At 67.9% G+C, this 25,305-nt stretch carries 13 protein-coding genes; 3 read left to right on the top strand and 10 right to left on the bottom strand.

Features of this window, described 5'->3' with window-relative positions; all coding sequences use genetic code 11:
- Window positions 1-8 precede the first annotated feature (8 nt).
- Complete coding sequence (locus KH389_RS04440) at window positions 9-638, bottom strand: TetR/AcrR family transcriptional regulator (protein ID WP_043864423.1); 630 nt, start codon at window positions 636-638, stop codon at window positions 9-11.
- Window positions 639-767: 129 nt separating this feature from the next.
- On the opposite strand from KH389_RS04440, the gene KH389_RS04435 reads away from it, so the two are divergent.
- Both KH389_RS04435 and KH389_RS04430 read left to right on the top strand, forming a co-directional pair.
- Window positions 768-1,850 carry a sugar phosphate isomerase/epimerase family protein gene (locus KH389_RS04435; RefSeq protein WP_078479921.1) on the top strand — a complete coding sequence of 361 codons (1,083 nt, stop codon included), beginning with the start codon at window positions 768-770 and terminating at the stop codon, window positions 1,848-1,850.
- Window positions 1,847-2,689 carry an alpha/beta fold hydrolase gene (locus KH389_RS04430; protein ID WP_123752905.1) on the top strand — a complete coding sequence of 281 codons (843 nt, stop codon included), beginning with the start codon at window positions 1,847-1,849 and terminating at the stop codon, window positions 2,687-2,689. Before KH389_RS04435 ends, KH389_RS04430 begins: the two co-directional genes overlap by 4 nt.
- A 73-nt stretch (window positions 2,690-2,762) precedes the next feature.
- On the opposite strand, the gene KH389_RS04425 is transcribed toward KH389_RS04430, so the two are convergent.
- The gene (locus tag KH389_RS04425; RefSeq protein WP_213606952.1) at window positions 2,763-3,155 is read right to left on the bottom strand and encodes a lysozyme inhibitor LprI family protein; all 393 of its coding nucleotides are present in this window, start codon (window positions 3,153-3,155) and stop codon (window positions 2,763-2,765) included.
- A 25-nt stretch (window positions 3,156-3,180) separates the two neighbouring features.
- Entirely contained in the window at window positions 3,181-4,083 is a 903-nt protein-coding gene (locus KH389_RS04420; RefSeq protein WP_100633007.1) for a LysR family transcriptional regulator, read from the bottom strand.
- A gap of 94 nt (window positions 4,084-4,177) precedes the next feature.
- On the opposite strand from KH389_RS04420, the gene KH389_RS04415 reads away from it, so the two are divergent.
- A complete protein-coding gene (locus tag KH389_RS04415; protein ID WP_054916300.1) occupies window positions 4,178-4,651 on the top strand; it encodes a DMT family transporter in 474 nt (157 codons plus the stop codon).
- 4 nt (window positions 4,652-4,655) lie between these two features.
- Here the strand turns inward: KH389_RS04415 and KH389_RS04410 are convergent, their stop codons facing one another.
- From KH389_RS04410 to KH389_RS04380, 7 genes are all read right to left on the bottom strand, one after another.
- The gene (locus KH389_RS04410; protein WP_213606950.1) at window positions 4,656-5,177 is read right to left on the bottom strand and encodes a hypothetical protein; all 522 of its coding nucleotides are present in this window, start codon (window positions 5,175-5,177) and stop codon (window positions 4,656-4,658) included.
- Between the two features lie 15 nt (window positions 5,178-5,192).
- Window positions 5,193-5,720 (bottom strand): hypothetical protein, encoded by a 528-nt coding sequence (locus KH389_RS04405; RefSeq protein ID WP_078479916.1) that lies wholly within the window; start codon window positions 5,718-5,720, stop codon window positions 5,193-5,195.
- A complete protein-coding gene (locus KH389_RS04400; RefSeq protein ID WP_054916297.1) occupies window positions 5,721-6,269 on the bottom strand; it encodes a hypothetical protein in 549 nt (182 codons plus the stop codon). It lies immediately after the preceding gene.
- Between the two features lie 73 nt (window positions 6,270-6,342).
- Complete coding sequence (locus KH389_RS04395; protein WP_100633006.1) at window positions 6,343-6,900, bottom strand: GNAT family N-acetyltransferase; 558 nt, start codon at window positions 6,898-6,900, stop codon at window positions 6,343-6,345.
- Entirely contained in the window at window positions 6,897-8,489 is a 1,593-nt protein-coding gene (locus tag KH389_RS04390) for a J domain-containing protein (RefSeq protein ID WP_213606948.1), read from the bottom strand. The genes KH389_RS04395 and KH389_RS04390 overlap by 4 nt, the downstream gene beginning before the upstream one ends.
- 10 nt (window positions 8,490-8,499) lie before the next feature.
- Entirely contained in the window at window positions 8,500-10,194 is a 1,695-nt protein-coding gene (locus KH389_RS04385; RefSeq protein ID WP_043864413.1) for a molecular chaperone HscC, read from the bottom strand.
- 95 nt (window positions 10,195-10,289) lie between these two features.
- Window positions 10,290-25,298 (bottom strand): autotransporter-associated beta strand repeat-containing protein, encoded by a 15,009-nt coding sequence (locus KH389_RS04380; RefSeq protein ID WP_244988681.1) that lies wholly within the window; start codon window positions 25,296-25,298, stop codon window positions 10,290-10,292.
- Between the last annotated feature and the right edge of the window lie 7 nt (window positions 25,299-25,305).

Here is a 25,305-nt window from a genome sequence, read left to right as displayed (position 1 = left end):
TGACGGTGTCAGGGTATTTGATCGGCGGCCGATGGTCCATGCCCACCGGTAGCCAGGGCCAGCATCTGCATGGCCGGCGCCACTGCCTTGAGCAGGCGCTCACGCGCGATCCCGTCGCGGGCCTGCACTGACAACCCATGCAGCAGCGTGGCAAAAAAATCGCCCAGCGATTGCACATCGACCTCGGGTTTCAACTCGCCCGCCTCGGCCGCCTGCTGCAAGCGCTGAATGATCGACAAGGTTTTTTCGCGGCGGTGGTCGGCCAGCCATTCACGCACGGCGTCGTTGTCGGCCGAGCAGTTGGTGGCTGCCGACACCACCATGCAGCCCAGTGGACCCGCTGGGCGGGTGTACAGGTCGACGGCATCGAGCAACAGCCGCTCGATGGCCTGGTAGGCCGTGGGTTGCTCGCTCAGCGCCTGGGTCGAAAATGCGCCCTCTTCGCGCTCATACAGCTCGATGGCCTCCTTGAACAAGCGCTCCTTGGAGCCGAACGCGGCATAGATGCGCGCCGAAGCGATACCCAGCGCAGCCACCAGGTCGCTCATGGATGTGGCTTCGAAACCGCGTGCCCAGAACACATCCCGGGCGGTGCGCAACGCGGCTTCACGGTCGAACTGGCGTGGTCGGCCTGCCATCTCGATAGTTCTCCAACCAGGAATGAAGGCGGCATTATCCGTAATTGTTTGTCGAAAGACAAAGAATACTTGACGACGCGCAGGCTGCATCCTTATTGTTTGTCGATCAACAAACAATAGGAGTTCCACATGATCACGTTGAAAGGCCCCAGCCTGCATCTGGCGCAATTCAGTGCCGACCAGCCACCGTTCGACTCACTGCCAAACATCGCCCGGTGGGCTGCGCACATGGGCTTCAAGGCGTTGCAGATACCGGCCTGGGACAAGCGTCTGTTCGATGTCGAGCTAGCCGCAAGCAGCCAGGCCTACTGCGACGACATCACCGCCATGCTGGCCGAACACGGGCTGGTGATCAGCGAGCTGACCACGCATCTCTTTGGCCAACTGGTGGCGGTACACCCGGCATACGATGCCTTGTGCGACAGTTTTGCACCGGCCCACCTGCAGGGCGACGCGGCTGCCCGCAGTGCCTGGGCGGTGCACCAGCTCACCTGCGCGGCCATCGCGTCGCGGCGCCTGGGCCTGAGCGACATGGGGACTTTTTCCGGTGCACTGGCATGGCCGTACGTCTTTCCCTTCCCGCAACGCCCCGACGGCCTTGTTGAAACAGCCTTCGCCGAGTTGGCCAGGCGCTGGCTGCCGGTGCTCGATACCTGCGCCGAACAGGGCATCAACCTGTGCTTCGAAATTCACCCCGCCGAAGACCTGCACGACGGCGCAAGCTTCGAGCTGTTTCTCGAACACGTCGGCCACCACCCGCGCTGCAAGATGCTGTTCGATCCCAGCCACCTGATCCTGCAGCAACTCGACTACCTGGCGTTCATCGACCACTACCGGGACTACATCCGCATGTTCCACGTCAAGGACGCCGAGTTCCTGCCCACCGGCAAGCAGGGCCTGTTCGGCGGTTATCAACCCTGGCTCAAGCGCGCCGCACGCTTCCGTTCGCTGGGGGACGGGCAGGTCGACTTCAAGGGCATCTTCAGCAAGCTGGCCGAATACGACTACAGCGGCTGGGCCACGCTGGAGTGGGAGTGCTGCCTGAAAAACCAGCACGATGGGGCACGTGAAGGGGTGGCGTTCATCAACCGGCACATCATCCAGGTCACCGACACGGTGTTCGACGACTTCGCCGGTACCCCGGTGGCGCCGGCGGTCATCGCCAGGATGCTCGGCCTTGAAGGCAACCCTGTCGGGGAGCTGCAACGATGAGCACGCACTCTCACCATTACGCCCATGTGCACGGCCTGCGCCTGCACTACGTCACCCAGGGCGAAGGGGCACCGGTACTGCTGATCCCCGGCTGGCCACAGACCTGGTACACCTGGCGGCACGTCATGGCGGCCCTGGCCGACAACGGTTACCAGGCGATTGCCGTGGACCTTCCCGGCATGGGGCTTTCCGACAAGCCGCTGGACGGCTACGACACCGGCACCTGCGCCGCCCGCCTGCACGCGCTGATGGGGCAACTGGGGCACGAACGCTATGCCGTGGTGGGCCACGATGTGGGCATGTGGGTGGGGTATGCCCTGGCCAGCGATTTTCCGGGGGTGGTGAACCGGCTGTGCCTGAGCGAAGCGGTGATTCCGGGCCTGGCGCCGGCGCCGTCGATCTTCGCGCCGCCGGAGCAGAACATCTTCCTGTGGCACTTCATGTTCAACCAGTTGCAGGACCTGCCCGAGGCGCTGATTACCGGGCGCGAAGCGCAGTACCTGAGGTTCATGTTCGAGAAATGGGCTGTGCGCCTGGATCGGGTGGCGGTGGATACCTATGTGCAGGCGTACTCGGCGCCGGGGGGCTTGCGTGGCGGGTTTGCCTACTACCGCGCGATACCCGAAACGATTCGCCAGAACCAGCAGCGCGGGCAGGTGCCACTGGGCATGCCGGTGCTGGCGATCGGGGCGCAACTGGCAACCAATGATGCGCCGCGGGTAACCCTGGAGGGGCGCGCCGCCACGTTGCAGGGCGCGATCATCGAGGGCTGCGGGCACTTTGTGACCGAAGAGGCGCCCGAGGCATTTGTCGGGCACCTGCTGCCGTTTCTGCGCTGAGGGTTGCGGCACGGCCTTCGCCAGCAAGGCGCGCGCCTGTCATCGAGCGCGTGCCATTGCCGGCGAAGGGCGTTCAAGGCGCCTGCAATGCCTCCAGCTCATCCGCGCGTTCGGAGGTCATGCGCAGGCGGCAGCCACCGCCATTGAGGATGTCCATGGTGCCGCCGGTCTGCGTGAAGTAGAAATCGCAGTTGCTGTCGATGTACTTGATCCACGCCCGCTGCGCATCCCGGAGCTTGCCCTGCTGCACCGGCCCAAACGCGGCCATGGCCTTCTTGTAGACCTGGTTCAGGCGTTTGTCCTGGCGGGCGTTCTCGGCGTTGTTGCATTCGTTCATACTCACCGTGGTGTTCGCGGTGTCCATGCAGGCCTTGTAGGCCGCCGAAGTCTTGTCCTGCGCCAGCGCCAACGGCGCAACTGCCGCCAGCGACAGCACCGCAACCCCCATCATCCGCTTGATACTCATGGCTTGCCTCTCCTGTTCTGACTGCCTAGGGCGCACAGGCTCGCATGACCTGCTCGCGCAACCAATGGTGCGCCGCTTCCTTTTTGCGTCGCTCGTGCCACACCTGCTGAAAGGCGAACGCGCGAATCGCCAGCGGCGGCTCGAAACAGCGCAACCCACGCAGCGCCTTGATGTTCTGCACGCTGCGCCGCGCCACGGTCAGCACCAGGTCGGTACCCACCAGCACGTCGCTGGCCGCCGCCCAGTGCGGCAACGCCAGCACCACCCGGCGCTGCTGCCCCAGCGCCGCCAGGGCCTGGTCGATCTCGTTGTCGGCCCCGGGCCGCATCGCCACCAGCACATGGGGGCGCGCCAGCCAGGCGGGCAGTGTCAGCCCGCCACGGGCCGGCAGCGTGGCGCGGTCGGCCACACACACGAACCCCTCCTCGAACAGCGTGGCGGCCTGCAACGGCTCGGCCAGGGTGGGGAATACGCCCAGCGCCAGGTCCACCTCGCCATCGAGCAACTGGCCGAGCATCGCCTCGCGGCTGCCCTGGCTGACCACCAGGTCGATGCCCGGTGCGGTCTCGCGCAGGCAGCGCATCAGGCCCGGCAGCACCACCCGCGCGCCATAGTCCGACATCGCCAGGCGAAAGCTGCGCCGCGCCCGCGCCGGCTCGAAACCGGGGCTGCCCAGCAGCGCATCCAGTTGCTGCAGGGCATCCTGCAACGGCGCCGCCAGTTCCAGCGCACGCAACGTGGGCTGCAGGCGGCCCGCACGGCGCACCAGCAGCGGGTCCTGGAAGATCTCGCGCAACTGCGCCAGCGCATGGCTCACCGCCGGCTGGCTGCGGTGCAGGCGCAAGGCCGCGCGCGAGACGTGCTGCTCGGCCAGCAGCGCATGCAGGGTCAGCAGCAGGTTGAGGTCGATACGGCGCAGATCATCCATGTGGCGAATAGCCCCTGTGCACAATTCGAATTTCCATCAGTGAAACAGATAACCAAGACTGTACCAAGCCCTCCATAGCCAGAAGGAAACCACCATGAACCTCAACCTCGCTGTCGCCATACCGCTGCTTGTCGCCCTGCTGGCCGGTGCCGCCGTGCCGTTCCAGGCCGGCGCCAACGCCGCGCTCGGGCGCCTGCTCGGGCACCCGCTGTGGGCCACGCTGATCTCGCTGGCGGTGAGCGTGCTGATGGTGCTGCCGGCCCTGCTGCTGATGCGCGCACCGCTGCCGCAACTGGCCAACCTCGGCCAGGCGCCGTGGTGGGCGTGGTTGGGTGGCGTGGCCGGGGTGGCCTACATCACCGCGGCGCTGATCCTCACCCCGCGCCTGGGCGCGGCCGGCTTCATCGTGTGCGTGATCGCCGGCCAGGTACTCTCGTCGCTGATCATCGACCAGTGGGGGCTGATGGGCCTGCCATCGCGCCCGGTCAACGGCCTGCGCATCGCCGGGGTGGCGCTGATCATCGTCGGCATGCTGGTGGTGCAATGGGGCACCCGCGCCAACCGTTGAGGGCTCACCAGGGGTGGGTGCGCTCGAACACGTAGCCGTGCTGGGGGAACGCATTGAACAGGATCACCCCCAGCACCACCAGCAACAGCAGCCAGTCGACAACGCGCAGATGCGGCACCTGGCGCACCTCGCGCCGGTCACGACAGTGCAGCGCTTGCCCCAGGGTCATCAGTACGAAGGCGCCGATCCACAGGTAGTACCCCACGCCCAGCGCGGTGAGTTGCACGAAATCGTAGGACTGCGGCGTGTTATCCGGCACCGTGCTCACCACCAGGAACGACAGCCCCAGCAGCAGCGCCAGCACCGACAGGCCCAACCCCACCCGCGGCCACCAGCGGTGGGCCAGCAGCGCCAGGCCGAAGACCGGGTTGGCAAACCAGCCATAGATCTGGAACGGGATGCCCCACAGCCCGTACACCAGCAACCATACCGAACTCATGTGGGCACCGTTGTCGGTGTAGTAGGCATTGAAATACAGGCAGGCCACGTACAGCACCAGGCTGAGCGTGAGGTAATGACGTTTCACAGGAGTGTCCGCAGGTCAGATGGAATTGGAGGGTATTGCCGGGGCCGGGGGCGTGACATTGGCGCCGCTGCCCACGCTGAACGAGAACGCCGCCGTGGCATAGATCGCCGCCACCAGCACCCAGGCCAGCCAGCCCTGGCCCGGCCCGCCCGGCGCCTGCCGGCGGTTGAGAAACTGGCCGGCCACGTATGCCGCCAACGCCAGCAACCACAGGTAGTAGGCGCCGAGCAGGTTGGCCTGGCCATTGGCCTTGCGCGGCACCAGCGCGCTGTCGCCCCAGCCGATCACTGGCAGCCACTGCGCCGCCAGCACCAGTGCCGCGACCGCCGCCAACAGCGACAGCAGCGGCCGGTTGCGCCGCAGCATCAGTGCCAGGCACAGCAGCGGGTTGGCCCACCAGGCGCTGCCACCCAGCCAGCCGAGGGTCAGCACATGCATGCCGCGCATGGTCACCTCGCTGACCGGCACGGCATCCAGAAACAGGCTGCCCAGGTACAGCGCCAGGCTCAGTACCACGTAATGCCGCTTGAACAGTGCCAGCATCTAGTTGACCCCGAGTTCGCAGTCGTCGCAGGCCGCTGGCGGCTCGCCGAGGTTCATGTAGACCGGTCGCGCCGGCGCGACGGTGGCCTTGACGAACGACAGTGGAATGGTCAGCACGATACCCGCCACCAGCACCCAGTGCAGCCAGCCCAGCGCTGGCTGGGTAAGCCTGGGCTGGCGCCGGTAGCGGTGCTGGCCGATCACGAATGCCAGCATCGAGGCCAGCCACAGGTAGTAGCCGGTGCGCACGTCAGGCCCGCCGTGGGGCGCCGGCGGGATCGGCGACCAGTCGGTCCAGCCCAGCGCCAGGGCCGAGCCCGCCAGCAGCAGTGCGCACCAGCCCAGGCGGTAAGCGGTTTTGGGGTCTTTGCGGTGGGTTGCGAAGGCGCCCAGCAGCAGCGGGTTGGCGAACCACAGGCCGCCGGCCAGCCAGCCCATCGACAGCGCGTGCATGCCGCGCAGCACCGAATCGTGCCCCCAGGCGCAGGCCTCCGGGTACAGGCAGGCGAGGTACAGCAGCAGGCTCAGCAAGCGGAAATCGAAGCGCACCAGTAAGTCCATTCAGCCGGGTGGGAAGCGGGGCGCGACGATAGCCCATCGCCTGCCCCGCTGTCCAAGTCATTCAGGCCGATTCGAGCAGCAGCCCGTACAACGCCGAATCCGACACCTCGCCGGCGATGCACCAGCGCTCGCGCAGCAGCCCTTCACGCTCGAAACCCATGCGTTCGAGGGTGCGCGCCGAGGCACCGTTGCGCGGGTCGATCTCGGCCTCGAGGCGGCGCATGTTCAGGCCGATGGCAAGGTACTCGACGAACAGCTCCAGCGCCTCGCCCATGTAGCCCTGGCCCTGGGCGCTGCTGGCCAGGCAGTAGCCGATTTCGCCGCGGCGCGACTCGGCGTCGATGTTGAAGAACTGGCACATGCCCAGCAGCAGGTCGCTGCCCTGCGGGTAGATACCCAGCTTCAGGCTGCGCCCGGCCAGGTAGGCGGCGCGGTCGGCCAGCAAGGCCACTTCGGCTTCGTCCAGGGTCTGCCACGGCCCGTGGTGCCAGTAACGCATCACCTCGGGGTCGGCCATGATCCCCAGCCACTGCTCGGCATCGCGGGCCTGCATGGGCCGCAGTTGCAGGCGCGGCCCGTTCAGGCACAGCTCGGTGTCGAAAGCTTCAGGCAAACTCATGAAATTACTCCTGGTGGGTGAACCTGCCACCACGCCACCACGCCCACCGTTACCAGCAGCACCGCGGCCTGGGCCAGGTTGAATTCGTAGAGCCGGTGCAGCGTCACCCACGGCTGGCGCCACGCCGGGCCGCCTTCCTGTGGTGGCTGATACGGCAACAGGCCAAGCAGCCCGACAGCGAAGTAGCCCGTCAGCGCGACGATACCGGTCCACGGGTGGGTACCGGCCAGCATCGGGTAGATCGGCAGTGCCAGCAGCAGGCGCGGCACGCCATGGCGCAGCAGCAGACGCTCGCCATCGGGGTTGAACCGACGCGGGATCAGCCATTCGCTCAGGCGCAGGTCCAGCGCCAGCAGGTTAGGCGCGGTCCACAGCCAGAAACGCATGAACACCGCCGACAGTTGCACCGTCAGCAGCGAGCCCACCACGGCGGCAATCAGTACATTGGAGGGGTGCGCGAAGAAATCCGGCCCCGCCAGCCACAGCACGATCACCAGCACCATGCAGCTCATCACCCGCAGGTAGCTGCGCGGGTGCAGCGGGCGCGGCGCCAGCCTGCGCCAGAAGTACAGGTCGCGGTGCGGCACCTGGTCGAGCAGTTCAGGGTAGTGGTAGAGCAGGGTTTGCGTCAGGTGCTCACAGGCTTCCCAGTCGGCCTCGCTGAAGCCCTGGGCCAGCGCCACCTGCTGCTTGAACTCGAGGTTGCGCAGCAGCAGGTAGGCCGCATTGCCCTCGGGGTTGGTGTGCCAGTGCCACTGCTCGGCCAGGGCCTGCTGGCGGGCGAACCAGGTATCGCGACGCCAGCGCTCGTTCAGGCCCTGCCACAGGTGCGCGGGCCGGGGGCCACCGTCATCGTCGCTCCAGTTGAAGTAGCCGCACACGCGTTCGAACAGCGCGGTGCTGCTGCCGGGGTGATCGTGCAGCAGCTCCAGCAGCATGGCCTGGAACTGCTCGCGGCGGTCGAAGGGCTCCAGCCAGGCCTGCCCGCCCCAGTGCTGCAGGCTGGCGAAAAACGCCTGTTCGTCGCCCGCCTGCAAGTAGTGCTGCAACTGCGCGTGGCAGGCTTGCCAGAGGCTGCCCAGCAGTTCGTCGCCCTGGTACGCGCCGATCGGCACCGCCTGCCAGGGGGTGAACCAGCCACGCCTCGGCACCGCCCAGTGCAGGATGGGCAGGCGCAGGGTTTCGTCATCCAGGCTGCGCTGCAGCAACTGCTGCTCGAAGGCCGCCTCGCACCCCAGTTCGCCGGCCTGGCGCCACAGGTTGTCGAGCTGCGCAGGGTCCAGCCCTTCGAGCAGCGCGCGGGCCTGTTGCTCCCTGGCGGGTGCGGGTTCGACGTCGACGTGCACCGCCGCGGCCTGCGGGGCTGGCACATCGGCCGATTCCAGCGCTGGCGCTGCATCGTCCTCGTGTGCCCAGCGGCTGCGCGCCAGCGCCTGTTCATAGGCCTCGCGCAGGCGCTGGAAGGCCTCGGGGTCCTCGTCGGGGCGGTGCACCTTGAGCAGGCGCGCATACTGGCGCCTGATACTGCGTTCATCAGCGCCCAGGGGCAGGGCCAGCACGCTCCAGCAGTCTTCGATCACGTCACTCATTGCCGCTCCTTCAGCGCCAGCTGTCCTGGCCCAGTTCATTCACGCGCTGTTCGAGCTCGTGGCGCACCTCGCGGATCTGGCGCTCGTCCTGGGTTTCCAGCACGCGCTGGAACTGAGCGGCCCAGGCCCCGATCAGCTCACGTACCTCGCCCAGGCTTTCCTGATACAGGCGCTCCAGGCGCGCCAGCAACAGGGTGTTGGGTTGCTGGTCACGCGGGTGGGTCTTGAGCTCGGCCAGCGCCGCCAGGCGTTCGCGTACCTCTTCGGGGCTGAGTACGCCGGGGTTGTTCTCGATCACCAGGGCATGCTGCTCGCCGGTCAGCGGGATGCTCACCTGGGCTTCGAGAATGCCGTTGATGTCGTAGGTGAAGCGCACGTCCAGGGCCACCTCGCCGGCCTTGCGCCGTGGCACCGGAATCTCCAGCACGCCCAGCAGCACGTTGTCGCGCACCAGGCGGCTCTCGCCCTGGAACACCTTGACCAGCACCTGCTCCTGCTGGTCGCCGACGGTGTACACCGTCTGCACCCGGCTCACCGGCACCACGCTGTTGCGCTCGATGATCGGCAGGTAGTGCCCGCTCTCGTGGCGGTCACCGACCTGGCGCACGGTTTCCATGCCCAGGGTGTAGGAGCACACGTCGGTCAGCACCACCTCTTCGAGCGCGGCATCCCGGGCCTTGAGCGCGGCCTGCACGGCGGCGCCGTGGGCCACCACTTCATCGGGGTTGAGGCTGATCGAAGGGAAGCGCCCGAACAGCCCGGCCGCCAGCTTGCGCACCAGCGGCATGCGCGTGGTACCGCCCACCAGCAGCACTTCGTCCAGGTCCGAGGCGCGGATGCGCGCATCGCGCAGGGCGCGTTCGATGGGGGTGCGCAGGCGTGCCAGCAGCGGTGCGAACAGGTCGGCCAGGGCGTCCTGGGTGTACACGTGGCGCCATTCGCGGCCCTCCACGCGTACCACGAAGTCGGCCTGCTGGGCCTGACCCAGCTGCCGGCGTACACGCTCGGCCTCGCGGCGCAGCGGCTGCAGCAGCGTGGTCGCGCCGGGGAAGTCGTTGCCCTGCTGGGCCTGCACGAAATGCTCCAGCAGCAACTGGTCGAAGTCTTCACCGCCCAGGTAGTTGTCGCCGGCGCTGGCGCGCACCTCCATCACCCCTTCGAACAGCTCCAGAATCGACACGTCGAAGGTGCCGCCGCCCAGGTCGAAGACCAGAAACGAGGTTTCCTTGTCGCGCTGGTGCAGGCCGTAGGCGAGTGCGGCGGCGGTGGGTTCGTTGATCAGTTTGTCGACGCGCAGCCCGGCCAGTTCGCCGGCCACGCGGGTGGCCTTGCGCTGGGCATCGCTGAAGTAGGCCGGCACGCTGATGACCGCCTCGGTGACCGGCTCGCCATAGGCACGCTCGACATCTTCCTTGAGGCTCTTGAGCACCAGTGCCGAGAGTTCTTCGGGGCGGTAGGCACGCCCACCCAGGGTGACCTGCTGGTTGCTGCCCATGTAGCGCTTGAACAATGCGGTGGTCAGGTGCGGATGGGTGTGCAGGCGCTCGCGCGCCGCCTGCCCGACCAGCACCCGGCCCTGGTCGTCGAGCCCCACCACGCTGGGGGTGAGCGTGTGGCCGAGTGCGTTGGCCACCAGTTCAGTGGCGCCATCGCGCCACACCGCCACCAGGCTGTGGGTCGTGCCCAGGTCGATACCGACGATCATCAGCGACTTCCCTCTCATCAAATCAGAGGGCGATGGTACTTGAGGTACCTGCGCTCAAGCCACCGCCTTCACGCGCCGTGATCGTCGTTCGCCGCCTAGAACCCCATGCTGAAACTCACCGTTACCGCATGGTCGCGGGTGTCGCTGGACAGCTGCCCCGAATAGCCCAGGCCCAGTTTGCCGGCCTGCCCGATCGACAGGTCCAGCCCCGCCTCGACCACCGCCGCATCGCGGGCGATCGGCACGCCCTGGGTGGTGAAGCCGGCGCCGCCCTCGATGAAGCGCAGGTCGGCATCGGGCTTGGTGTCGCCGTAGGCATGCCGCCAGCCCAGGCTGCCACGCGGGGTCAGGGTGCTGCCGTTGGCCAGCTTGAACGCCTTGCCCGCCCGCAGGCCCACGGTGGAGAAGGTGATGTCCTGGTCGGCACTGGCCTTGAGCCGCGCCGCGCCGCCCTTCTCGCGTGCAGTGTCGCTGTCGTAGTTGACGTAGGCCAGGCCCGCGAACGGTTCCAGCGCCACGCCGCCTGCCTCGATGGCGTAGCTCACCTCGCCGAACACCTGCGCGGTGCGCGCCTTGTACTTGGCCTTGAGGCGGTCGTCGTAGCTGCCGATGGCGACGTCACGCTTGCTCTCGATGTCGTGCCAGCTGTACGCCGCACCCACGCGGGCCGAGAAGGCATCGAGCTGGTAGCCCAGGTAGGTGGCCAGGTGGTAGCTGTCGATGCTCGCATCGGAACGGCGGCCGCTGGCATCCAGGTCGCTGCGGGTATAGCCGCCGGCCACGCCCACGCGCCAGTCGCTGTTCAGGCTGCGGTCCACCCCGAGCAGGAAGCCCTGCACGTTGCGGTCGATGCTGGCGCTGTTGCTGTTGCCGTCCATCTTGCCCCAGGTGCCCAGTGCCTGCGCCCAGCCCACGGCCTCGTCGTGGCAACCATCGCTGGTGAGCTGGTTGGCGTTCGGTGCCAGGGCCCGACGCGGATCCTCCTCGCGCATGCAGCCTGGCTGGCGCAGGCGGTCGTTGACCGCTTCGCGCACGTAGCGCGAGTCTTCGATCAGCGCACTGGCGGTACTGGCATGGATCTCGCCCGACAGGCTGTCCAGCGCCGCCTGAACGCCACCACGGTTCTGCGCCATGACCGCGCCCAGTACCGCCGCCGGTGCCCCGCTGCTGCCCAGTGCGCCGGCCACGGCCTGCTGGTTGGGGGTCGAAGCCACATCGCCGAGGCTGGTGCCGTTGCGGCTGATGGTGACGCCGACCTGGTTGCTGCCGTAGTTGAGGGTGGTGTCGTAGAACGGCGTATCCGGCAACTGCACGGTGGTGAAGGTGCCGTTCACCCCGCCGCCGGCAGTCACTACGGTGTACTGCGCGTTGCCCGAGGCCGGTGCCGAGTTCAACACCACCAGGCTGCCGCCCAGGTTGGCCGTGCCGCCCACGGTCAGGCCGCTGCTGGCGGGGTTGCCGACCACCACCTGCAGGGTGCCGCCCGGGGCGTTGGTGAAGTTGCCGCCGACCTTGAGCCCGCTGGCCGGGTCAGGCTGCACCACACCGTTGTTGACCAGCGAGCCCACGCTGCCGTTGCCGCTCAGTGCGGCACCGGCCCCCACCGTGACCTTGGCCCCGAGCACCGTGCCCGGGTTGGCCGCATTGCCCACCAGCAGCAGGCCCTGGTTGACCGCCAGGTTGCCGCTGAACGGCTGGTTGCCGGTCAGCAGCAGGCTGCCGCTACCCTGCTTGACGGTGTTGCCGGTGCCGCTGAGCACACCGTTGAAGCGGCCGTCGGTGTCCTGCTGGAACACCAGGCTGGCGTTGTCGACGATGTTGCCCTGCAGGCTGGTGGTGTTGCCCACCAGCGTACCGCCGCTGACCCTGGTGCCGCCGGTGTAGGTGTTGGCGCCGCTCAGGATCAGCGTGCCTGCGTCGAGTTTTTCGATACCGCCCGCGCCCACCAGCGGCGCCGAGATCTGCGTGCTGTCGCCGGTGTTCACGCGCACGGCGGCCAGGTCGCCATTGGCTGCATTGACCGGTGTCAGGCTGCCGCCGCTGCCGGCCACCAACTGGTAGCCGCCGCTGAGGAACTGCAGGCCGGTGAAGGACTGGTTGCCGGCCACGGTGACGGTCCCCGCCTGGCCACCGAACACGCCGAACTGCGCATCCCAGGTTTCGCTCAGGTTGCCGTTGACGTCGGTCCAGTTGGTGCCGTTGCCCCAGGTGCCGCTGCCACCACCGATGGTGCCGTCGGCATTGGTCTTGCCGCCGTTCCAGAACTGCAGTGCACCACCGGCGCCCTGCACCACCAGGTTGATCTGCTGGGCGATGGCCGTCTGCAGGGTCAGTTGGCCTGGCAAGGTGCCGCCTGGCAGCAGGCCGAACAGCAGGCCGTTGTCGGTCAGGTTGCCACCGTAGCTGAACAGCTGGTAAACGCCGCTGCCGAAGCCACCGGCATTGCTGATGTTGAGCGTGCCATCAAGGGTCAGGTCGCCCGCCACCTTGACCACGGTGGTCGAGGCCGATGCCTGCCCGAGCGCCAGGTCGACATTGCTGCCGGCATCCAGGTTGAGCGCGCCGACCTTGAGTGGCGTGGCGCCGCTGCCTGCCGCCAGGGTCGCACCGCTGGCCAGGTTGACCGTGCCGGCGTAGTTGCCGCTGCCGCCCAGGGTCGCCCCGTTGTTGACCTGCACCGTGGCACTGGCCAGGCTGCCGTTGACCAGCAGGCTGCCGGCGTTGACCGTGGTGGCGCCGGTGAAGCCGCTGTTGCCGGTCATCAGCAGTTGCCCGCTGCCGTTCTTGATCAACGTGCCGCTGCCGGTGAGGTTGCCGGTGTAGGTACCGTTGCTGGCCTGTTCGAAGGTCAGCGCGGCGTTGTTGAGGATCGCGCCCTGCAGGCTGCTGGTATTGCCCTGCACGCTGCCGGCGTTGAAGGTGCTGCCGCCGCTGTAGGTGTTGGCACCGCTCAGCAGCAGTGCGCCATTGCCGTTTTTCACCAGGCTGCCGTTGCCGCTGATCACCCCGTTCAGGGTCAGGTCGTGGCTGCCGCCCAGGGTCAGTTGCGAGGCCAGGCTGACGGCGTTGCCCAGTTGCAGGTCAAGCGTGCCGTCGAGCTGCGCAGTGCCACCCACCGTGAGCGCGCCGCTGCCCAGTGCAGCGTTGTCGCCCAGGGTCAGGCTGCCGGCATTGAGGCGCGTACCGCCCTGGTAGGTGTTGGCGCCGGCCAGGGTCAGGTCGGCCGTACCGTTCTTCACCAGGCTGCCGCTGCCGCTGACGAGGTTGGTGAGATCAAGGTCATTGCTGCCCGCGATGGTCAGCGCACCGCCGAGCGTCACGGCGTTGCCCAGGGTCACGGCCTGGTTGGCATCCAGCGTGGTGCCGTCGACAGCCGTCAGCGCACCGCTGCCCAGGGCGGTGTTGCTGCCCACCACCAACGTGCCGCCGTTGAGCTGGGTGCCGCCGGTATAGCCGTTGTTGCCGTTGAGCACCAGGGTGCCGCCTTCGAGCTTGGCCAGGGTGCCGCTGCCGTTGATGTCCACGTTCAGTGTGGCGCTCACGCCGTTGCCGATACGCACGTTGCCGGTGCCCTGGGCACCGTTGGTGAGGTTCAGCGCGTCACCGCTCAGCACGTAGCCATTGTCGAGGAACTGCAGGCCGTTGACGGTCTGCACACCATCGACGGTCACCGCGCCGCCCGTGCCCTGGAACACCGCGAAGGTGCCGTTCCAGGCCTGGTTGAGCGCTCCGTTGGCATCGGTCCAGTTGGTGCCGCCGACGCTCCAGACACCGGCGCCGCCGTCGACCGATCCATTGCCGACGGTCTGGCTGCCGTCCCAGAACAGCACGTTGTTGTTGCTGCCGCCCACCACCAGGTTGACCTGGTTGTTGACGGCGGTCTGCACATCCAGATCGCCCGCGATGACCCCATTGGGCACGCTGCCGATGGCCAGGCCGTTGTTGGTCAGCGCGCCGCTGTAGTCGATCAGGCGATACACGCCCGCACCGAACCCGCCCAGGTCGGTGACATTGAGCTTGCCGTCCAGGGTCAGGTTGCCGCCCACGTTGATCAGCGCCGGGGTACCCACCACAGGGGCGCCCAGGGCCGCATCCAGGTTGGCGTCCGCGCCCAGTACCAGCGAGCCGACGCTCAGGGTATCGCCGCTGCGCAGCGACAGGTGCCCGCCGTCGGCGACGGTCAGCGCGCCGCCGAGGCTGCCGGTGCCGCCCAGGATGCTGCCGCTGTTCACCGTGACGGTGCTGCTGGCCAGGCTGCCATTGACGATGAGGCTGCCGCCGCTGACGGTGGTGGCCCCGCTCAGGGTATTGCCACCGCCCAGGGTCAGCGTGCCGGTGCCGGTCTTGTCCAGCGTACCGGTGCCGCTGAGCACCCCGCCGAACGTGCCCTCGCCCACTTGCAGGCCGGTACCGGCGCCTACGTTCACGGTGCCGCTGCCGCTGAGCTCGCCCAGGTTGGTGGTGCCGCCCAGGTTGAGGCTGGCGCCGTTGCCCAGGTTGAGCTCGGCAGGGTTGCCGAGTGCACCGCTGCCCACCGTGCTGAGGCTGCCGGAAAGAATGTTGAGGATGCCGCTGAAGCTGTTGTTGCCGCTGAGGGTGAGGTTGGCCGCACCGTTCTTGTTCAGGGTGCCCGCACCGCTGAGCACGCCGGCCAGGGTCAGGTTGTTGGTGCCCGCCACGTTGAGCGTGCCACCCACATCCACCGCGTTGGCCAGGGTCATGGCGCTGGTGGTGGTCAGGGTGGAGGTGCCGCTGACACTCAGGGCACCGCTGCCCAGCGCCGAGCCGTTGCCCAGGGCCAGGTTGCCGGCACCCAGCTGGGTGCCACCGCTGTAGGTGTTCACCCCGGTGAGGGTCAGGCCGCCGCTGCCGGTGTGGTTCAGGCTGCCCGTGCCACTGATGACACCGCCCAGGGTGAGGTTGTTGCTGCCCGGCAGGGTCAGGCCGGCGTTGAGCACGATGGCATTGGCCAGTGACAGCGCACTGCCATTGACCAGGCTGGAGGCGCCACTGACGGTGAGCGCGCCACTGCCCAGCGCCCCGGCGTTGCCGACATTCAGGGTGCCGCTCTGCAGTACGGTACCGCCCGTGAAACCGTTGGCACCGTTGAGCGTGAGGCTGCCGCTGCCCTGCTTGGTGAGGCTGCCGGCGCCGTTGACCAGGCCATTGAGGGTCAGGTCGTTGCTGCCGAGCAGCGTCAGGTTGCCGCTCAGGTTGAAGGTGTTGGCCAGCGCCAGCGCGCTGCTGCTGTCCAGTTGCGTACCCGCGGCCGCGTTGAGGGCGCCGACGCCCAGTGCGGTGTCACTGCCCAGTACCAGCGTGCCGGCATTCAGGGCGGTAGGGCCGGTGTAGCTGTTGTCGCCGTTGAGCGTCAGGCTGGCGCCGCCCGCCTTGAGCAGGCCGCCGGTGCCGCTGATGTCACCGTCCAGCGTCAGTGCGTTGCTGCCGGCAATGCTCAGTTGGCCGAGCAGGCCAATGGTGTTGGCCAGGCTCACCGCCTTGTTGCTGTCCAGGGTGGTGCCATTGGCCGCAGTCAGCGTGCCACTGCCCAGCGCGCCGTCATTGCCGACCACCAGGGTGCCGCCATTGAGCTGCGTGCCGCCGGTGTAGCCGTTTGCGCCGTTGAGCACCAGCGTGCCGCTGTCGAGCTTGGCCAGGGTCGCGCTGCCATTGACCGGCAGGCCCAGGGTGGCGGTCACGTTCGGGTCGACACGTACCGCAAAGCTGCCACTGTTGCCGTTGACGGCGTTGAGCACGCCGCCGCTGCCGGCGACCAGCTGGTAGCCGTCGGTGATGAACTGCAGGGCATTGACGGCCTGGCCACCTTCGACCGTGACCACGCCGCCCGCAGCGCCCTGGAACACCGCGAACTGCCCCTGCCAGACGTCGTTGACGGTGCCGTTGAGGTCGGTCCAGTTGGTGGTGGTGCTGTTCCAGGTGCCGCTGCCGCCCTGCACCACGCCATCGGGGACAGTGCCCGCCCCATCCCAGAACTGCACGATCAGGTTGGGCGAGTTGACCAGCACGTTGACCTGGCCGGTAATCGCGGTTTGCAGTTGCAGCTCGCCGGGCGTGACGCTGCCCGGCAGGCTGCCCAGCACCAACCCGTTGTTGGTCAGCGAGCCGTAATCGAACAGGCGATAGATACCATTGCCGAAGCCGCCGTCATCGGTGATGTTGAGCGTGCCACCCAGGGTCAGGTTGCCGGCAACACTGAACAACGAGGTACCGCCGGTGACGGGCGAGCCGAGTGCGACGTCGATGCTGGCGTTTGGCGCCAGCGCCAGCGAGCCGAAGCTGAGCTGGGTGCCGCTGGTGCCGGCCAGGTGGCCGCCGTTGACGATGGTGGTCAGCCCGCCCACGCTGCCGCTGCCGGTCAGGGTCGCGCCGGAATTGACCGTCAGGTTCCCCCCGTTCAGGGCGCCCGACACGTTCAAGGTACCGCCGCTGACCTGGCTGGCGCCGCCCAGGTTGCTGATGCCGGCAAGTTCCAGCACGCCGGTGCCGACCTTGTTCAAGCCGCCGCTGCCGACCAGGGCACCGGCGAAGACGCTGTCCAGGTTGGTACTGCCCAGGCTCAGCGTGCTGCCCAGGCCGATATTGGTGGTGCCGCTGCCGGTGAGTGCACCGATGCTGGTGTTGCCGTTCAGGTTCAGGTCGGTGCCGCTGCCCAGGTTGACACTGGCGACATTGCCAAGGGCGTTGCTATTCAAGGTGGTCAGCATGCCCTGGGTGATATCGAGTGTGCCGCTGAAGGTGTTGTTGCCGAACACCACCAGTTCCTGGGCGCCGCTCTTGATCAGGTTGCCCGAGCCACTGATAACCCCACCCAGGGTCAGGTTGGCGGCCGTGTCCAGGGTCAGGTCGCCATTGACCGCGATGGCATTCAGCAGCGTGACAGCCTGGGTATTGCCCAGGGTGCTGGTGCCCGTCGCGCTCAGTGCGCCGCTGCCCAGCGCAGCGCCATTGGTGACGGTCAGGGTGCCGCCGCCCAGGCTGGTACCACCGGAATAGGTGTTGGTACCGCTCAGGGTCAGGTTGCCGCTACCGGTCTTGATCAGTTGGCTGTTGCCGCTGATCACGCCCCCCAGGCCGAAGTCGTTGCTGCCGTTGACGGTAAGGTTGGCATTGAGGCCGATGCCGTTGTTCACCACCACGGCGCTGTTGCCGCTGTTCAGGCTCGAGTTGCCGGTGACCGACAGCACCCCGGTGCCCAGCGCATTGTTATTGCCCAGCACCAGGGTGCCGGCGGTGAGGATGGTCTCGCCGCTGTAGGTGTTGCTGCCGTTGAGGGTGAGGGTCGCAGCGCCGTTCTTGGTCAGGTCGCCGGGGCCGTCGATCACGCCGTTCAGGGTCAGGTCGTTGCTGCCGCCGACGTTCAGGTTGCCGACGATGTTCAGCGCATTGCCCAGCGTCACCGCCGTGCTGGCATCGAGGATGGTGTTGTTGCTGGTGCGCAGGGTACCGACGCCCAGTGCGCTGTCGCTGCCCACGATCAAGCGGCCGGCGCCCAGCAGGGTGTCGCCGCTGTAGGTGTTGGCGCCGCTCAGGGTCAGGTCGCTGGCGCCGGTCTTGACCAGGCCGCCCGCGCCGCTGATCGCGCCCGTCAGGGCCAGGTTCTGCGCGCCGAGCAGGGTCAGGTTGCCGGTAAGTACCAGGGCATTGTCCAGGGTCAGCGCGGTGCTGGTGTCCAGCGTGGTGGCGCCGGCGGCGGTCAGGGTGCCACTGCCCAGCGCCGTGGCCGAGGTCAGCAGCAAGCCGCCGGCATTGAGCGCGGTACCGCCCTGGTAGGTATTGTTGCCGCCCAGGGTCAGCACCCCGGTGCCGGTCTTGATCAGGCCGCCCGCACCGCTGATGTCGCCGCCCAGGGTCAGGCCGGCGCTGTTGGCGACGGTCAGGTCGGCATTCAGGCCGATGGCGTTGCCCAGGTTCAGCGCGGTGTTGCTGGCCAGGGTGGAGGCGCCGCCGACCGTCAGCGCGCCGCTGCCCAGTGCGGTGGCGTTACCTACGGTGAGGGTGCCGGCATTCAGGGTGGTGCCGCCGCTGTAGGTGTTGGCACCGGTGAGGGCGAGGTTGCCGCCACCGGTCTTGATCAGCCCGCCAGTGCCGCTGACCACGCCCGTCAGGCCCAGGTCGGTGTTGCCGGCGACCGTCAGGTTGGCGCCCAGGTTGACCGCGTTGGCCAGGTTCACCGCAGCGCTGCTGGCCAGGGTGGACGCCCCGCCCACGCTGAGGCTGCCGTTGCCCAGCGCCAGCGCATTGCCCACGGTAAGGGTGCCGGCGTTCAGGGTGGTGCCGCCCTGCCAGGCGTTGGCACCGGTCAGGGTCAGGTTGCCCGCGCCATTCTTGGTGAGGCTGCCGGCACCGTTGACCTGGCCGCCCAGGGTGATGTCGTGGGTGCCGCCAACGGTCAGGTTGCCGGCCAGCGATACGGCGTTGAGCACGGTGACATCCAGGCTGCTGTCCAGCGTGGTGCCGCCTGCTGCCACCAGGTTACCCAGGCCCAGCGCCTGGTCACTGCCCAGGACCAGGCGGCCGCCATTGAGCAAGGTGTTGCCCAGGTGGGTGTTGCTGCCCGACAGGGTGAGCGTCGCGCCACCATTCTTGCTCAGCCCGCCGCTGCCGGTGAGGTTGCCGGCAAGGGTCAGGTCGTTGCTGCCGACCACCGTCAGGCCGCCGAGCAGGCCGATGGCATTGCCCAGGGTCACGGCGCTGCTGGCGTCCAGTGACGTGCCGGCCTGTGCAGTGAGCGTGCTGGTGCCCAGTGCGGTGTTGCTGCCGACGATCAGGGTGCCGCCGGCGAGGCTGGTGCTGCCCTGATAGGTGTTGTTGCCATTGAGGGTCAGGCTGGCCGAACCGTTCTTGACCAACCCGCTGCTGCCGCCGATCACGCCATTGAGCACCAGGTTGCTGGTGCCCGGCAGGGTCAGGTCGGCGCCCAGGTTTATCGCGTTGGCCAGGCTCAGCGGGGTGCTGGTCGCCAGGCTGGACGCGCCGGTGACGTTCAGCGCACCACTGCCCAGTGCCGCACCATTGCCCAGGGTGAGGGTGCCGCCGCCGACGCTGGTGCCGCCCTGGTAGGTGTTGGCACCATTGAGGGTCAGGTTGCCCGTGCCGGTCTTGTTCAGGGCACCGCTGCCGCTGACGATGCCGTTGAGGGTCATGGCGTTGAGGCCGTCGAGGGTCAGGTTGGCGCCCAGGTCGATGGCGTTGGCCAGGCTGGTCGTGGTAGTGCCTGCCAGGCTGCTGGCAGCGGTCACGTGCAGCGCGCCTGTGCCCAGGGCCAGGTCATTGCCCAGCAGCAGCCGGCCAGCGGCCAGGGTGGTGCCGCCGGTGTAGCTGTTGGCGCCGCCCAGGGTGAGCGTGGCAGCGCCGTTCTTGGTCAGGTTGCCGGCGCCGTTGATGCTGCCGTTCAGGGCCAGATCGTTGCTGCCGGCCACCGTCAGGCCGCCGAGCAGGTTGACGCTGTTGCCCAGGGCGATGCTGGCGTTGCTGTCCAGCGTGGTGCCGTTGGCAGCAGTCAGCGCACCGCTGCCCAGCGCCAGGTTGTTGCCCACCACCAGGGTGCCGCCATTGAGGGCGGTGCCGCCGCTGTAGCTGTTGCTGGCGTTGAGCACCAGCGTGCCGCTGTCGACCTTGCTCAGCAGGCCGCTGCCGCCCAGGGCGACACCAACCGTGGCGGTCACACCCGGATCGACACGCACCGTGGTGGCGCCATTGCTGCCATTGACCAGGTTCAGCTGGCCGGTCACGCCATTGAGCAGGCGGTAGCCATCGGTGACGAACTGCAGGCCGGTGATCGACTGCGCGCCATTGACCAGCACGTCGCCTGCGGCGCCCTGGAATACCGCGAAGTTGCTGCTCCAGTCACGGTTGCCGGTGCCGTTGACCGTGGTCCAGTTGGTACTCAGGGCATCCCAGGTGCCGTTGCCGCCCTGGATCACGCCGTTGCCGACCAGGCCGGTGCCGTCCCAGAACAGCACGCTGCCATTGGCGCCACCGACCAGCAGGTTGACCTGGCTGCCGATCGAGGTCTGTACCTGCAGGTCGCCCAGCTGCACGCTGCCGGGAATGCTGCCGATCACCAGGCCGTTGTCGGTGAGCTGGCCGGTGTAGTTGATCAGGCTGTAGATACCGGTGCCAAAGCCGCCGATGTCGCTGACATTGAGGGTGCCGTCCAGGGTCAGGTTGCCGTTGACCTTGATCAGCGCATTGCCGCCGGTAGCCGGCGAACCAAGGCCCACGTCCAGGTTGGAGTTGGCGTTGAGCACCAGCGAGCCCAGGGTCAGGCTGCTGCCGCTGTTGGCCGCCAGGTGGCCGCCATCGGCGATGGTCACCGCGCCCAGCACGCTGCCAGTGCCGGTACTGGTGAGGGTGGCGCCGGTATTGACCTGCACCAGGTTGCTGCCCAGCGAACCGGTGACGTTCAGGGTGCCGCCATTGACCTGGGTGGTGCCAGTGAGCAGGCCGTTGTTGCCGGCCAGTTCCAGGCTGCCGCCGCCGACCTTGATCAGGCCACCGGCCCCGGCCAGGCCGCCGGTGAATACGCTGCTGGCATCCCCCGCGCCCACGCTCAGGTTGGTACCGGCCCCCAGGTTCACGCTGCCGCTGCCGGTGAGGCTGGCAAGGCTGCTGCTGTTGCCCAGGTTGAGGCTGGCGCCCAGCCCCACGTTCACCGCCGAGGCATTGCCCAGTGCGCCGGCACCGACCGTGGTCAGGCTGCCGTTGAGCACGTTGACCGCGCCGCTGAAAGTGTTGTTGCCGCTCAGGGTCAGGTCGGCCAGGCCATTCTTGATCAGGCCACCGGTGCCGCTGATCACCCCGCCCAGGCTCAGGTCGTTGTTGCCCGCCAGGCTCAGGTCGGCATTGAGTATCAGGTTGTTGCCCAGTGCGAAGCTGGCGCTGTTGTCCAGGCTGGCGTTGCCGGCCACGGTCAACGCGCCGGTGCCCAGGGCATTGGCATTGCCCAGGGTCAGGCCGCCGGCATTGAGCACGGTGCCGCCCTGGAAGGTGTTGACGCCATTGAGGGTCAGGTTGCTCGCCCCGTTCTTGACCAGCCCGGCGGCGCCGCTGATCACGCCGCCCAGGGTCAGGTCGTTGCTGCCGGCCAGGGTCAGGTTGGCACCCAGGTTGATCGCGTTGGCCAAGGCGAAGCTGGCGCTGTTGTCGAGGCTGGCCGCACCGGTCACGTTCAGTGCGCCATTGCCCAGTGCCGAGGCATTGCCCAGCACCAGCGCGCCGGCATTGAGCAAGGTCCCGCCGGTGAAGGTGTTGAGGCCATTGAGGGTCAGGGTGGCGGCACCATTCTTGATCAATTGGCCGGCCCCGGCGATCACACCGCCCAGGGTCAGGTCATTGCTGCCGACAACGCTCAGGTTGGCGTTCAGGTTCACCTGGTTGGCCAGGTTGAGCGCCACGCTGTTGTCGAGCGTGGCAGCGCCGCCCACGTTCAGTGCGCCGCTGCCCAGTGCCTGGTTGTTGCCAAGGCTGAGGCCGCCGCCATTGAGGTTGGTACCGCCTTGATAGGTATTGGCCGCGTTCAGGCCGAGGGTGGCCGTGCCCGTCTTGGTCAGGCTGCCGGTGCCGCCCACCACGCCGTTGAGCGTCAGGTTCGCGGCCCCGCCGATGCCCAGGTTGCCGGCCAGGTTGACCAGGTTGGCCAGGCTGACCGCCGTGCTGGCCTCCAGCTGGGTGTTGCCGGCTGCGTTCAGCACGCCGGTGCCCAGCGCGGTGTTGCTGCCGACGATCAATTTGCCGGCGTTCAGGTTGGTGGCGCCGCTGAAGGTGTTGGCACCGCTCAGGGTCAGGTCGGCACCGCCGGCCTTGGTCAGGCCGCCTGCGCCGCTGATCACGCCGCCGAGGTTGAGGGTGTTGCTGCCCAGCAGGTTGAGGTTGCCGGCCAGGGTCACGGCATTGCCCACCGTCAGGGCTTTGGTGGCGTCCAGCGAGGTGTTGCCGGCAGCAGCCAGCGTACCGGTGCCCAGTGCGGTGTTGTTGCCCAGGATCAGCGTGCCGGCATTGAGCGCCACGCCGCCACCGAAGGTATTGGCAGCGCCCAGCGTCAGGTTGGCCGCGCCGTTCTTGCTCAGGCCCGAGGCGCCGCTGATGACGCCGTTCAGGGTCAGGTTGCTGGTGCCCGGCAGGGTCAGCACGCCATTGAGAACCACGGCATTGGCCAGTACCAGCGGTGAACTGTTGGCAAGGCTCGCCGCGCCGCCGACAGTCAGGGCGCCGGTGCCCAGCGCTGCGGCACTGGCCAGGGTCAGGGTACCGGCGTTCAGGGTGGTACCGCCGAGGAAGGTGTTGTTGCCGCTGAGGGTCAGGTTGGTGGTGCCGTTCTTGATCAGGCTGCCATTGCCGCTGATCAGGCCTTGCAAGGCCAGGTCGTTGCTGCCGTCGAGGGTCAGCGCGCCGTTGAGCGTGAGGGCGTTGCCCAGGGTCACGCCTGGGGCAGCGTCAAGGCGGGTACCGTCCGCCGCGATCAGTGCGCCCTGCCCCAGCGCCGTGCTGCTGCCGAGCACCAGCTTGCCGGCGTTGAGCCGGGTGTTGCCCACGTAGGTGTTGTTGCCGGAAAGGGTCAGGTCGGCCGCGCCGTTCTTGATCACGCCGCCCGCGCCACTGATCGGGCCGCCCAGGCCAAGATTGGCCGTGCCGCCGACGGTCAGGTCGGCGCCAAGGTTGACCGCGTTGGCCAGGCTGAGTGCCACGCTCGCATCCAGGCTGGCGGTGCCCGTGGTGTTCAGGGCGCCGCTGCCCAGGGCGTTGGCCGCGCCCACCATCAGGCCGCCGGCATTGAGCGTCACACCGCCCTGGAAGCTGTTGTTGCCGTTGAGCGTGAGCAACGCGGCGCCGTTCTTGACCAGCCCGCCGCTGCCCGACACCACGCCGCCGAGCGTCAGGGCATTGCTGCCGGCCAGGGTCAGGTTGCCGCCCAGGCTGATGGCATTGGCCAGTGCAACCGAGCTGGTGCTGTCCAGCGTGGTGCCATCGGCCACGGCCAGCGTGCCGGTACCCAGCGCCGTGTTGTTGCCGACGATCAGCTTGCCGGCCTGCAACTGCACGCCGCCGCCGAAGGTATTAGCCGCGCCCAGGGTGAGGTCGGCCGCACCGCTCTTGATCAGCCCGCCCGTACCGCTGACCACGCCCCCCAGGGTGGTCGCGCTGGTGCCCAGCAGGCTCAGCGTGTTGGCGCCGAGCACCACGGCGTTGTTGAGGTTGACTGCGCTGCTGGCGTCCAGGCTGGCATTGGCGCCCAGGGTCAGCGCGCCGGTACCCAGCGCCGCACCGTTGCCTACGGTCAGGCTGCCGCCGTTGAGCAGCAGGCCGCCGGTGAAGGTGTTGGTGCCCGTGAGGTTGAGGTTGGTGGTGCCGTTCTTGACCAGGCTGCCGTTGCCGCCGATGACGCCGCCGAGGGTCAGGTTGTTGCTGCCGGTGAGGGTCAGCGCACCGCCCAGGCTGATGGCGTTGGCCAGGGTCAGCGCACTGCTGGTGTCCAGGCTGGTGCCGGCGGCCGCAGTCAATGTACCGCCCCCCAGCGCGGCGGCATTGCCGAGGATCAGCTTGCCGGCGCCCAGCGTGGTACCGCCGCTGTAGGTGTTGCTGGCGGCCAGGGTCAGGTCGCCGCTGCCGGTCTTGTTCAGCGAGCCGGTGCCGCTGACCACACCGCCCAGGGTCAGCGCATTGCTGCCGGGCAGGCTCAGCGCTGCCGACAGCTGCACGGCGTTGCTCAGCACCAGCGGTACCGAGCCCTGCAGGCTGCCGGCCCCGGTAACGCTCAGGCTGCCGGTGCCCAGGGCCGCGGCGTTGGCGAGCGACAGTACGCCAGCATTAAGGAAGGTGCCGCCGGTATAGGTATTGGCCCCGCTCAGGCCCAGGGTGCCGGCGCCTGTCTTGGTCAAGGGGCCGCTACCGCTGACGATGCCGGTGAGGGTCAGGTTGTTGTCGCCGATGATGCCGAGCCCGCCGGCACCGAGGGTGACGGCGTTGGCCAGCGACAGGTTGGCCGCGCCCGCACCCAGCGCGCCACCGTTGGCCGCGATGGTGCCGGTGCCGAAGGTCGAGGCGTCGTCGAACACCAGCGAGCCGCCGTTGAGGCTGGTGCTGGTGACCCCGAGCAACGCGCCGGAGAGTGTCCAGGTGCCGCTCTGCACGAGCAGGTTGTTGAAGTTGATGTAGTTGCTGGCCGAAAGCGTGCCCGTGCCGCCGGTACCGGTGCCCCCGCCGATGGCGTTCTGCAGGGCAAGGGTGTTGCTGCCGCCGGCACCGCCGTCGACCTTGCCGCTAGGCGCATACAGCAGGTTGATGCCGGCGATGCCCAGGTCGACGCCTACACCTCCCCCGCTACTGACACTGGAACCTGTGATTGCGTTGAAGCGGTTGGTGGAGTTCGCCCCCATCGACACGCCGCCACTGATCGCGCCACTGTTGGTGAAGGTATTGCCGGTGGCAGTGCCCGATGCCTGGAACGCCACGCGACCGATGATGGTGCCGGTGTTGGTCATGTTCACGCTGCCGCCGCCATACACCGCCACCACCGGGGCGTCTGGGGCCAGCACGCTGACGCCGACAATGTTCGATGAACCGATGGTGCCGTCGTTGACCAGCGTGGTAACGCCACCGTTGCCGTTCTGCACGCTCAGGGCCAGGCCGTTGAGGTTGAGCAGGCTGGCACTGAGCACACCGGTGGTGCCCTTGATCACGCCACCGCTGAAGTTGGTGATGCTGACCGTGCTGGCCGCCGCGTTGCCGACCTTGATCCCGGAGCTGAGCCCGCTCAGGATCCCGAGGAATGCGGGGTCGATGGTGCCCGAGTTGTTCAGGGTGACGTTGTTGCCGGTCAGGTTGACTGCCGTGCCGAGCAACGGCGCGTTGATCTGCGAGCCATTGCTCAGGTTAAGGGTCAGGTTGTTGGCGGAGGAACTGACGTTGCCGTTCAACCCCGGGGTGCAGGTGACCGTCGCGCCCGCACCGGGGACCAGTGGGGTACAGGCGGCGCTGGCCGTTGCACTGAACAGGCCGAAAGCGATTCCCGCGGTGGCCAGGCTCACGGCCAGCGACAAGGGGCGAATACGGGTGGGGGCAAGCTTGACGGCACGTCTGTCCACGGGCGAC

Source organism: Pseudomonas qingdaonensis, from assembly GCF_018398475.1.
Lineage (GTDB): Bacteria > Pseudomonadota > Gammaproteobacteria > Pseudomonadales > Pseudomonadaceae > Aquipseudomonas > Aquipseudomonas palmensis.
The sequence above is the reverse complement of the archived record's forward strand: the minus strand, read 5'-3'. Positions and strand labels throughout refer to the sequence as shown.

Bases quoted from the DNA above. Each gene is read 5' to 3' on its own strand.
- KH389_RS04425 (WP_213606952.1), bottom strand. From the start codon at position 3,155: ATGAGTATCAAGCGGATGATGGGGGTTGCGGTGCTGTCGCTGGCGGCA.
- KH389_RS04440 (WP_043864423.1), bottom strand. From the start codon at position 638: ATGGCAGGCCGACCACGCCAGTTCGACCGTGAAGCCGCGTTGCGCACC.
- KH389_RS04405 (WP_078479916.1), bottom strand. From the start codon at position 5,720: ATGCTGGCACTGTTCAAGCGGCATTACGTGGTACTGAGCCTGGCGCTG.
- KH389_RS04435 (WP_078479921.1), top strand. From the start codon at position 768: ATGATCACGTTGAAAGGCCCCAGCCTGCATCTGGCGCAATTCAGTGCC.
- KH389_RS04420 (WP_100633007.1), bottom strand. From the start codon at position 4,083: ATGGATGATCTGCGCCGTATCGACCTCAACCTGCTGCTGACCCTGCAT.
- KH389_RS04390 (WP_213606948.1), bottom strand. From the start codon at position 8,489: ATGAGTGACGTGATCGAAGACTGCTGGAGCGTGCTGGCCCTGCCCCTG.
- KH389_RS04430 (WP_123752905.1), top strand. From the start codon at position 1,847: ATGAGCACGCACTCTCACCATTACGCCCATGTGCACGGCCTGCGCCTG.
- KH389_RS04395 (WP_100633006.1), bottom strand. From the start codon at position 6,900: ATGAGTTTGCCTGAAGCTTTCGACACCGAGCTGTGCCTGAACGGGCCG.
- KH389_RS04415 (WP_054916300.1), top strand. From the start codon at position 4,178: ATGAACCTCAACCTCGCTGTCGCCATACCGCTGCTTGTCGCCCTGCTG.
- KH389_RS04385 (WP_043864413.1), bottom strand. From the start codon at position 10,194: ATGATCGTCGGTATCGACCTGGGCACGACCCACAGCCTGGTGGCGGTG.